The 11,220-nt window shown below is 64.9% G+C and carries 7 protein-coding genes; 4 read left to right on the plus strand and 3 right to left on the minus strand.

Going from position 1 to position 11,220, the window contains the following annotated elements:
* Nucleotides 1–578 precede the first annotated feature (578 nt).
* The 4 genes from AB4089_RS11990 to dcd all read left to right on the plus strand — a co-directional run bounded on the left by AB4089_RS11990 (nucleotide 579) and on the right by dcd (nucleotide 7,921).
* A complete protein-coding gene (locus AB4089_RS11990; protein WP_441409508.1) occupies nucleotides 579–1,316 on the plus strand; it encodes a hypothetical protein in 738 nt (245 codons plus the stop codon).
* Nucleotides 1,317–1,441: 125 nt separating this feature from the next.
* Entirely contained in the window at nucleotides 1,442–6,625 is a 5,184-nt protein-coding gene (locus AB4089_RS11995) for a PKD domain-containing protein (protein ID WP_441409654.1), read from the plus strand.
* A gap of 158 nt (nucleotides 6,626–6,783) precedes the next feature.
* Nucleotides 6,784–7,230, plus strand: a complete 447-nt coding sequence (locus AB4089_RS12000) for an SRPBCC family protein (protein WP_441409509.1) — start codon at nucleotides 6,784–6,786, stop codon at nucleotides 7,228–7,230.
* A 115-nt stretch (nucleotides 7,231–7,345) separates the two neighbouring features.
* Nucleotides 7,346–7,921 carry a dCTP deaminase gene (dcd, locus tag AB4089_RS12005; RefSeq protein WP_441409510.1) on the plus strand — a complete coding sequence of 192 codons (576 nt, stop codon included), beginning with the start codon at nucleotides 7,346–7,348 and terminating at the stop codon, nucleotides 7,919–7,921.
* A gap of 46 nt (nucleotides 7,922–7,967) precedes the next feature.
* Here dcd and AB4089_RS12010 read toward each other — a convergent pair whose 3' ends face one another.
* The 3 genes from AB4089_RS12010 to AB4089_RS12020 are packed head-to-tail and all read right to left on the minus strand — an operon-like array spanning nucleotide 7,968 to nucleotide 11,091.
* Nucleotides 7,968–9,164, minus strand: coding sequence for a cation:proton antiporter (locus tag AB4089_RS12010; protein WP_441409511.1), 1,197 nt, complete (start codon nucleotides 9,162–9,164; stop codon nucleotides 7,968–7,970).
* 5 nt (nucleotides 9,165–9,169) lie between these two features.
* On the minus strand, nucleotides 9,170–9,652 hold the full coding sequence (locus tag AB4089_RS12015; protein WP_441409512.1) for a cation:proton antiporter regulatory subunit: 483 nt from the start codon (nucleotides 9,650–9,652) through the stop codon (nucleotides 9,170–9,172).
* A 38-nt stretch (nucleotides 9,653–9,690) separates the two neighbouring features.
* Nucleotides 9,691–11,091, minus strand: a complete 1,401-nt coding sequence (locus AB4089_RS12020; RefSeq protein WP_441409513.1) for an MFS transporter — start codon at nucleotides 11,089–11,091, stop codon at nucleotides 9,691–9,693.
* Between the last annotated feature and the right edge of the window lie 129 nt (nucleotides 11,092–11,220).

Consider the following 11,220-nt stretch of genomic DNA (forward strand, 5'->3'; position numbering starts at 1 on the left):
GAAACAACCCGGTGAAACAACCCGGTGAAACAACCCGGTGAAACAACCCGGTGAAACAACCCGGTGAAACAACCCGGTGAAACAACCCGGTGAACAACGAGATTTACATTACCCCAGTCTGGCACGCTCGTTAAACACGGGGCCGCGGGCGCTGTGTGCCGTGTCCGCCTCCGGCCGCACGGACTTTTGCCGACAGACGGTGCCGGGGACCAAATCCGCGGTCTAACAGGTAGTCACGTCTCAGATCCGCGTACTTCGTGCCGCCGGTGATAGTGGTCAGGAAATCAAGGAGGGGTAGCGCACACTCGTGTGCGGCCTACAGTCATCGATTTTACTTGGGAGATCACAGCCGGCTCAGCCGGTGGAAGGTCTCGGCAAGTTCCCGCACGGTCTCGCGGTCTCGGTCTCAGCGTGGTCTCGCGGTCTCGATCAACAGCATGGTCTCAGCACGGTCTCGATCATCGAAGCAGGTAGCTCGTGGGGGTAAAAGTGAAGAAGGCAGCTCCTGGGTGTGCAGCAGTGTGCATTGTCTTGGCCGGCGCACGGGGCCAGATCCCGGGCGAAAGTGGATCAACCTCGTGAGCGGCGGGCGCGGGCAGCAAACACGGAAGAAGCTGTTTGCCATCGGACTTGTCCTGGTGGCGATTGTGATCGGCGGAGGTGTCTGGGGGTCCGGTCTGGCCGCCTCCGGAACTCCAGCAAGCGTGGTGGACACGACGCGCGGCGGCGTCCCGGCGCCCCCGCCGTCGACTGCGCGTCCGCCGGCGGATGCGACACCCCCGGCCACAGACCCAGCGCCAGCCATTGCCGGGCCGGCACCCGGAGAACCTGCGGTTCCCGGGCCGGCCACATCAGACCTGACGGGCAGGTCCGAGGCGGAGCTTGCCGCCAGCCCGCAGCTCGTTTCCGCACCCGTTGCCCTTGGCGGCGCAGCAGCGCTGCAGCCGGGCGTGACCGCCACAGTCGCCGGCATTGAAGCGGTGACCGGGGAGGCCACAGGACCCGGCGAGATTGCCGGCCCCGCCATTCGCTTTACAGTTTCAGTCCGCAACCAGTCTGGTCAGACCGTGCCGCTCGCGGACGCATTTGTCAACGTCGAGGCCGGAGCGGACAAACTCCCGGCCCTTCAGCTGAGCGGACCTGGCGCAACAAAGTTTCCCGCGTCCGCAGCGGCCGGGGCCACCGTCTCGGCCGTTTACGTCTTCCTGGTGCCGCCGGATCAGCGCGACCAGGTTCACATCTATCTGAACTACCAGGCGACGTCACCCATCTTGGCCTTCGTCGGTGCCGCCACAACGTCGGAGGGGAAGTCATGAGCATCGAGCAGAGGTCCGACAGTTTTCCCGCGCAGCCGCGGCAGGAAGGAAACTGTCCACCCACCAAGCGGGCAAAGGCTCGGACAAGGCCGTCCTTGCTGCGGGCCGCCAAGGGATTGTTTGTGATGATCGTGTCGTCCGCAATGATGGTGGCGATCGCAATACTGCCAGTTCCCGCGGCTACCGCGGATACGGCTCCCGTGGATCCCGCCAGCCCGGCAACCCCGGTGACCGTGTCAGCTGATGCGCTGCCCACCGCCCAGATTGATGGCGTGGCGTGGCAGCAGCTCGTGGTGGGCAACACGGTCTATGTGGTCGGAAAGTTCAGCACCGCGCGACCCGCCGGTTCTGCCCCAGGCACCAACACCGTGCCACGAAACAACATTCTTGCCTACGACATCCGCACGGGCGCACTGATCACTTCTTTCGCTCCCAGCCTGAATGCGCAGGCCCTGTCCGTCGCTGCGTCCCCAGATGGGTCCCGCATCTATGTGGGCGGGGACTTCACCGCGGTCAACGGCACCACCGTGTGGCGTGTGGCCGCCCTCAATGCGGCCACCGGCCAACTCATTACCAGCTTCCTGCCGAAGGTTGCTTCCTCTGTTCGAGCTATCGTCGCCACCTCAAGCGCGGTGTACATGGGCGGGTTGTTCGGTGCGGTCGGGCAGGCGTCGCGGCAGAACCTGGCGGCGGCCAGCCCCACTGACGGCGCGCTGCTCCCGTGGCATCCGGTCGCCGGCGGAAAAGTCAACGCCCTGGTCCTGTCTCCGGACAAGACGCAGGTGGTCATCGGGGGCGCGTTCACAACCCTGAACGGATCATCCAATCCTGGGTATGGGCTCGGATCGGTGGATTCAACAATCGGCGCACTGCTCCCGTTTGGAGCGAACAACCTCATCCGGGACGGAGGCTCGCAGGCGGCAATCCTTAGCCTTTCCTCGGACAGCACCAACGTCTACGGCTCCGGCTATGTCTTCGGCACCGGAGGAAATCTGGAAGGCGTGTTTTCCGCGAACTGGAGCGACGGCGCCATCAAATGGGTGGATGACTGCCATGGGGACACTTATGGGGTCTACGCGGCCGCGTCGGCGGTCTATGCCGTCGGCCACTCGCACTACTGCGGCAACATCGGCGGCTTCCCCCAGACAACCCCCTGGGGGTTCCATCGCGGACTGGCATTTGGCAAGGACGCGACGGGGACCATCACGGATGATCCCTATGGGTACTACAACTTCGCCGGGAACCCGTCACCGTCGCTCCTTAATTGGTTTCCCGACATCGACACGGGAACGGTAACGGGCCAGAACCAGGGTCCGTGGGCCGTGAGCGGAAACTCCCAGTACGTGGTGATGGGAGGCGAGTTCAAGAACGTCAACAGTTCGGCACAGCAGGGGCTGGTGCGGTTCGCCGTGAAGGAAATAGCCCCGAACAAGGAGGGGCCCCGGGTCACGGGAGCCAAGCTCAACCCTTCGGTGATCTCGACAGCAGCAGGGACCGCCCGGCTCTCCTGGCAGGCCGACTGGGACCGGGACAATGAGCACCTGACCTATCAGGTGATTCGCGACAACAAGACCGCAGCCCCGATCTATACGACAACGCAGGAGTCAACCTTCTGGAGCCGTCCGGGCATGGGATACATAGACTCCGGACTGGTGCCCGGATCCACCCACACGTACCGCGTATTCGCCAGCGACCCGTTCGGAAACATCGCCAAGTCTGACAGCGTGACCATCACGGTGGCCGCATCGGGCGCCGTCAGTAACTACGCCACCAAGGTTCTCAACGACGGCTCGCTGGACTTTTGGCGGCTGGACCAGGCCAGCGGCAGCAGCGTGGTCGATTGGGCAGGCTGGAACGACCTCGCCCCGGGAACCGGCATCAGCGGCGGGGCCGGCGGAGCAATCCTTGGTGATTCGGACAAGGCCTCCACCTTCGATGGAACCAGCGCCGGCTTCGCCTCAACCCAGACTCCTGTCCCCGGGCCGGACACGTTCACGGTCGAGTCGTGGATCAACACAACCTCCACAAGTGGCGGCAAGATCGTTGGCTTCGGGTCAAGTGCCACGGGGGATTCGGGCAGCTATGACCGCCACGTCTACATGGACAATGCAGGGCATATCTGGTTTGGCGTCTACCCCGGAGGCGTGCAGACGCTCAACAGCAGCGGCACCTACAACGACGGCCAGTGGCACCAAATCGTGGCAAGCCTCGGAACGACGGGGATGGCCCTCTACGTGGACGGGAAGCGGGTCGGCCACCGGTCCGATGTCACATCGGGACAGGCCTACTCGGGGTACTGGCGTGTTGGTGGGGACAACCTGGGCGGTTGGCCCAATGGTCCGGCCAGCAATTACTTCCAGGGAAGCATCGACGATGTCTCGCTTTACCCCTCGGTCCTCACCCTTCAGCAAGTCCAGGGCCATTTCACCGCCTCGGGGCGGACGTTGGACGTCCCGGTGGCACCCGCGGACGCCTACGGCAAAGCGGTCTTCGACGCAGGTCCCGATCTTTACTGGAGGCTCGGGGAAACCAACGGCTCTATCGCGGCCGACAGCGGCGTCAATGGAAACTCGGGATCCTACGTCAGCGGAGTGACGCTCGGCGCCCCCGGGGCTGTAGCAGGAACCGCCAATACCGCGGCCAGCTTCGACGGGAACTCCGGCCTTCTCTCCAGCAATGCGCAGTTCAGCAATCCCACAACATATTCGGAGGAGCTCTGGTTCAACACCACGACGACCAATGGCGGCAAGCTGATCGGATTCGGGAACGCGGCGACCGGCCTGTCCAGCGGCTACGACCGGCACGTCTACATGGAGAACGACGGCCGGCTCACTTTCGGAGTCTGGACCGGAAACCCAAACACGGTCACTTCGCCGAACGGCTACAACGATGGCCGGTGGCACCACTTGGTGGCGACACAAGCCACGGACGGCATGAAGCTGTACGTTGATGGTGCCCTAGTCGGCACCAACCCCCAGACCCAGGCGCAGGCCTATGACGGCTACTGGAGGGTCGGAAGCGATAATACGTGGGGTCCCCAGCCTTACTTCTCCGGCCTGATCGACGAAGTCGCCATTTACCCGACTGAATTGTCCGCAGACGTTGTGGCAAGCCACCACGCGATCGGCGGCGGCGGGATTGCTCCCAACCAGCCACCGGCGGCTGCGTTCACGACGTCGTCCGCTGACCTGGTGGCGTCGTTCGACGGCTCGGGGTCCTCGGATCCGGACGGCTCAGTTGCTTCGTATAGCTGGGATTTCGGTGACGGGTCAGCGGCGAGTGCCGGGGTGAAGCCGGCCCACAACTACGCGGCGGCCGGGACCTATCAGGTGAAACTGACGGTCACGGACGACAAGGGGGCCACGGCCTCGGTGACGAATCCGGTAATCGTCGTACAAAATCAGCCACCGGCGGCTGCGTTCACGACGTCGTCCGCTGACCTGGTGGCGTCGTTCGACGGCTCGGGGTCCTCGGATCCGGACGGCTCAGTTGCTTCGTATAGCTGGGACTTCGGTGACGGGTCAGCGGCGAGTGCCGGGGTGAAGCCGGCCCACAACTACGCGGCGGCCGGGACCTATCAGGTGAAACTGACGGTCACGGACGACAAGGGGGCCACGGCCTCGGTGACGAACCCCGCCGCGATAGCCGCGGCGGGAACTGTTCCCCGACCCGACCACGTGGTGGTTGTGGTCATGGAGAATGAATCCGCGGCGTCAATAATCGGAAACCCCGACGCCCCGTACATCAATTCGCTGGCTTCGAACGGAGCCTTGATGACACAGTCATTTGGCGTGACGCATCCGAGTGAGCCGAACTATCTCGCGCTTTTCTCGGGTGCCACTCAAGGTCTGACAGACGACAGCTGCCCTAATACATATTCGGCGACCAACCTGGCCGGCCAGCTAAATGCCAAGCAGCTGAGCTTTGTCGGGTATTCCGAGTCCCTGCCAAGCGTCGGTTTCATGGGTTGTACCAGCGGTGCGTATGCCCGCAAGCACAGCCCTTGGACGAACTTCCCGTCGCTGCCAGCGGCAGTCAATCAGCCACTGACGGCCATCCCGACCGACTACACAACTCTGCCCACCGTGTCGTTTGTCATTCCCAACCTGCAGAACGATATGCATGACGGAACGATCGCCCAGGCGGACACCTGGCTGCAGGGCAATTTGGGTGCCTACGCAACGTGGGCCGGGCAGCACAACAGCCTGTTGATCCTGACGTGGGATGAGGGCGATGCCACGAACCAAATTGCGACCATCTTTAGCGGACAGCGCGTTCGGCAGGGACAGTATCCGGACCGGACCGACCACTACAACGTATTGCGTACCCTGCAGGAAGCTTACGGGCTGGGGTCGAACGGAAACACTGTGTCTGCCACTCCCATAACCAGCATCTGGGCATCCTTGAATCAGCCGCCCGCACCGGCTTTTACCTCCTCGGCGGTGAACCTGGCGGCGTCGTTCGACGGCTCGGGGTCCTCGGATCCGGATGGCACGGTGGCTTCGTACGGCTGGGATTTCGGTGACGGGTCGACGGCGGGCACCGGCGTTAAGCCGGCGCACAACTACGCGGCGGCCGGGACCTACCAGGTGAAACTGACCGTCACGGACAACAGAGGCGCAAGTGCCTCGGCAACCCATCCCGTCACAGTCACCGCTGCCGGAAACCAAATTCTGGCCCAGGATGGTTTTGGGCGGTCCGTTGCCGCAGGTTGGGGCAGCGCCGATCGGGGCGGCCCATGGACCTTGAACGGTTCGGCCTCCTACTTCTCGGTGGGCAATGGGCTAGGCAGCGTGACGCTGACAAAGCCGGCCGCTGGTCCGGCTGCCTACCTGAATGGTGTGTCGTCAAGCTCCGCCGAAACTTCCGTCAAGCTATCCCTCACTAAGGTGGCGAACGGCGGAGGAACGTCAATCAGCGTCGTCGGGCGCCACGTAGGAACTGTTGGCGAATATGCCGCCAAGGTCAAGGTCTCGGCAACCGGTAGTGTGACCCTCGAGGCCACCAAACTGATCAACGGGGCAACCTCGTCACTGGTGTCGAAGGCAATAGCGGGCCTGACCTATACGGTGGCCGATCAGTTGCAGGTGAGAGTGCAGGTCACGGGAACCACTCCGACGCAGTTCAGGGCCAAAGTCTGGAAAGTGGGCGCAACCGAGCCGGCCGCATGGCAGATTTCGACCACCGATGCGGAACTGGCGCTGCAGGCAGCTGGCACCACGGGCCTCGTAACGTACGTTTCGAGCACAGCCTTGAACACTCCCGTCATCGTGCGCTTTGACGAGTACGCCGTCACCAAACTCGGTTAGCCGGCATCTGAGGGGGATTCTTCGGCCCCGTAACTCTTCGGTAAAGGCCCTGGGTCGCTGCGGAACTGGCAGGCCGTGCTGTCTATCCTGAAATGGTTAGCCGCAGTTCGGGGGAAGCGGGCTACGCCCATTTTGCCCTCCGCCGAGCAAGGAATTTCGTGGCATTCGCAGAGTACGACGTCATCATCCACCGTGACGCCCTGAGTGTGTACAACTTCCTCCTGGACCCGGGCCATCTGCCCCTGTGGCGCGAAGGCGTGCGGAGCGTGCAGCTGCTCTCCGGCGCCGCCGGTGCCAAAGGTGCCGTGTACCGGCAGACGATTGCCGGGCCCGGCGGGCGCCCCGTGGCGGCGGACTTCGAAATCATCGAGGCCCGGACGGGGGCCGAGATCCAGTACCAGGTCATCGTCGGACCGGCCCGGCCGCACGGAGGCTACTACCTGAGCACCGAGGGTCCCAACACGCGGGTCCGGTTCGCCCTGAACTACGAACCCAAGGGATTCATGGTCCGGGTGACCAACCCGTTCCGCCGGCGGATGAAGGCCGAGGTGGGCCAGCTCGAGCGGCTCAAAACCGTCCTCGAAGATATGCCCGTTGCGGAATAAAAGGGTCGGCGCCGAGTGGCAGGCGCCGGCGCCGGGAAAGTAACACTGGGCGGCCGCGCCCGTCCGTGCAGCGCCCGTGAAGCCGTGCCGGGCGCCGTGCGGTATTTTTGAACTTGTGCTGATCTCCGACCGCGACATTCGAACCGAAATTGACTCCCAGCGGATTGTCCTCGAACCGTTCGAGCCCGCCATGGTCCAGCCGTCCTCGGTGGACGTAAGGATCGACAAATTCTTCCGGCTGTTCGACAACCACAAATACGCCCACATTGACCCCGCCGAGGAGCAGCCCGAGCTGACCCGCCTGGTGGAAGTGGAGTCCGGCGAGCCGTTCATCCTGCACCCGGGGGAGTTCGTTCTTGGCTCCACTTACGAGACCGTGACGCTGCCGGACGACATTGCGGCCCGCCTCGAGGGCAAGTCCTCGCTCGGCCGGCTCGGTCTCCTGACCCACTCCACGGCGGGTTTCATCGACCCCGGATTTTCCGGCCACGTGACGCTGGAGCTGTCCAACATGGCCACCCTGCCCATCAAGCTGTGGCCGGGCATGAAGATCGGCCAGCTGTGCTTCTTCCGGCTTTCCTCTGCGGCGGAGTTCCCCTACGGTTCGGGTGAGTACGGCAACCGCTACCAGGGCCAGCGCGGCCCCACTGCGAGCCGCAGCCACCAGAATTTCCACCTCACGAAAATCTAGGGCGCGGGGCCGCTGATTCGGCGGGCTCGGACCCTCTGAATCAGCCCTATGCCTGCCCGGTGGTCCGGACTTCCGGCCGTCTCACGGGACGGCGCACGAGCCGGACGAGCGGCTCCACGAAGCGGGCGGCCAGCGGCCCCACAATCGCCATGATCAGGACATAGGCGGTGGCGAGGGCTGCCAGCTCCGAGGCCACCACGCCGGAGGCCACGGCCAGGCCGGCGATCACAATCGAGAACTCGCCGCGGGCGATCAGGGCGGCCCCCGCGCGGAAACGGCCCGGAATGCCAATCCCTGCCTTTTTCGCCGCCCAGAACCCGGTGAGCACCTTGGTGGCCGCCGTCACCACGGCCAGCAGCAGTGCCCAGCCCAGGACCGGCGGGATGGACCGGGGGTCCGTGTTGAGGCCAAAGACAACAAAGAAGATCGCGGCGAAGAGGTCCCGGAGCGGCTCCAGGACGCGGGTGGCGCTGTGGGCCGTGGCGCCGGAAATCGCGATGCCGAGCATGAACGCGCCCACTGCGGCGGAGACCTGCATGGCGGCGGCGAGCCCTGCCACGAGCAGCGCCGCTCCCAGCAGGTTGAGCAGGAAGACCTCGGAATTCTCACTGTGCACGGCCTTGGATACGTGGTGGCCGTGCCGCAGGGCCACCACCAGCACCAGGGTGACGACGGCCAGCGAGATGCCGACGGTCTGCAGGCCCATCAGGAAGCTGACGCCGGCCAGCGTGGCGGTCAGAACCGGCAGGTACACGGCCATGGCCAGGTCCTCGAAGACCAGGATGGCCAGAACCACCGGGGTTTCCCGGTTGCCGATCCGGCCGAGATCGGTGATCACCTTGGCCGCGATCCCGGAGGATGAAATGTAGGTCACGCCGCCCATCACCATGGCTCCCACGACGCCCCAGCCCAGCATCACCGCGAGCCCTGCGCCGGGCAGGAAATTGAGCAGCAGGTCCAGGACCCCGGCCTGCCAGGACCTCCGCAGGCCGGTGACAAGCTCGGCTGCCGTATATTCCAGGCCAAGCATAAGCAGGAGGAGGATCACGCCGATCTCGCCGGACAGATGGGCGAACTCGTGCATGCCTTCAAGTTTGACCAGGCCGCCGGCCCCGAAGAAGAGGCCGCCCACCAGATAAAGCGGGATGGGGGACATCCCGATCCGCCCGGCCAGTCTGGCCAGCAGGCCGAGACAGAAGACGACAGCCCCCAGCTCGATCAGGGTCAGGGCGAGCGGATCCATGCCGCTTATCCGTTACGAAGGATGCCGGCCGCCGTGTCCAGGCCTTCTTGCGTTCCCACCGCAACGAGGAGGTCACCGGGGTGAAGGACGACGTCGGGTCCCGGCGAGGGCAGGACCTCCCCTTCGCGCATGATGGCCACGATCGAGACCCCGCTGCGGGTCCGGATGCATGCCTTGCCCATCGGCTGGTTCTGGAAGGGTGACTCGGCGCTGATCGAAAACTGCCGGGTCACGATGCCCGGGATTTCCCGGTGGGCCTCTGAAAGTTGCATGGCAATGCGCTGGCCGCCCAGGAGGTTGCCCAAGGTGGCGGCCTCGTCCGCGGTAAGCGGGATGGAGGCCTGGCATGTGTCCGGATCGTCCCAGGTCGAGACGATGAGTTCGCTCTGGCCCTCCCGGTACTCGACCACGCCGATCCGGCGTCCGGAGGCAGTCATGAAGTCCTTGCGCCGGCCGAGGCCGGGGAGGTCCGTCTCATCCACGTTCATAACATCAGCCTAGTGTGCGAACAGGATTTTCGGCCGCCTCAGGCCGCCGGGACGACGGCGATTTCGGTCTTGTCCGGGGCCTTGACCGGCAGGAGCACCAGCAGGCCCGCGAGCAGCACCACCATGATGCCCATGATGCCCCAGCGCTGGGCCTCCCCGGTGGCCACGAACGGCGTGGCCACGGCGATGCACAGGGTGAACAGGGCCGGGGCCAGGAAGCTCACGGCCCGGCCCGTCGTGGCGTAGAGGCCGAAGAGTTCGCCGGATTCGCCGTGCGGGGCGAGCCGGGCGAGGTAGGCGCGGGAGGAGGACTGGGCCGGCCCCACAAAGAGGCACAGCAACAGGCCGAAAATCCAGAACGTGGTGGTCCCGGTCCAGGTCATGCCCAGGAACTCGTGGGTGTCGTTGCCGAGCACCAGGATTGCGGTGCCCGCGACCAGCAGGCCGGCGAGGGACACGATGATCACGGCCTTGGGCCCGACCCTGTCGTCCAGGAAGCCGCCGAAGATGGCGCCGACGGCGGCCACCACGTTTCCGAAGATCGCGAAGAAGATGACGTCCTTGAGCTCGAAGCCGAAGGTGCCGGCCGCGATCACCCCGCCAAAGGTGAAGACGGCGGCCAGCCCGTCCCGGAAGATCGCGCTGGCGAGAAGGAAGTAGATGGTGTGCGGGCTGGTCCGGTAGATGGCCTTGATCCGCCGGAAAAGCAGGCCATAGGAGGCGAGGAATCCCAGGCCGGCGCCCCGTTCGGCGCGTGGCACTTCCGGCACCGCGAACAGCACGGGCAAGGCAAAGATGAAGAACCACAGGGCCGAGAACACCGCCACGAGCCTGATGTTCAGGCTGTCCGCGGTTGAGGCGCCAAACCAGTCGAAGCTGGGCTGGACAAAGAGCTGGAGCACGATCAGCAGTGCCACGATGCCGCCGAGATATCCCATGCCCCAGCCGAAGCCGCTCACCTTTCCGATGTTCCGCGGTGTGGAGATCTGGGCGAGCATGGCGTTGTAGTTGACGCCCGCGAATTCGAAGAAGACGTTGCCCAGCGCGATCAGGGTGACGCCGAGGATCAGGAAGTCCGGCCGGGGGAAGACGAAGAAGCACAGCCCGGTCAGGAGCGCGACGGCGGCCGTGTTGACTCCCAGCCACAGCTTGCGCCGGCCGCCGGTGTCCGAGCGCTGCCCGGTGACCGGGGCCAGCAGGGCGACGGCTGCGCCGGCGACGGCCAGCGCCGCGCCCAGGACCGCCGAGGCCTGGTCTTCCCCGCCGAAGGCTTTGGAGGTCAGGTAGACGGTGAAAACGAACGTCGTCATGACGGCGTTGAAGGCGGCAGAACCCCAGTCCCAGGCCGCCCACGCCAGGATCCGGCCCTTGCGCGAGACAGGACTTCCCGATTCCAGTTCCGACTCTCGCGTGGCCTCTGGGGCGGCGGCAGTGTTCATAGCCTGAATGGTAGCCGCCCGGGGTGTCCTTCGAGGGGCGGCAGGGCGGGCCAACGGCGGGACTTGCGACGCATTGTTTGGCTGCGGTCTCGTTTTTGCTACGAATTGTCCGGTGAACGGCGTCCGGGC

The organism is Arthrobacter sp. 2MCAF15 (assembly GCF_052115605.1).
GTDB lineage: Bacteria > Actinomycetota > Actinomycetes > Actinomycetales > Micrococcaceae > Arthrobacter.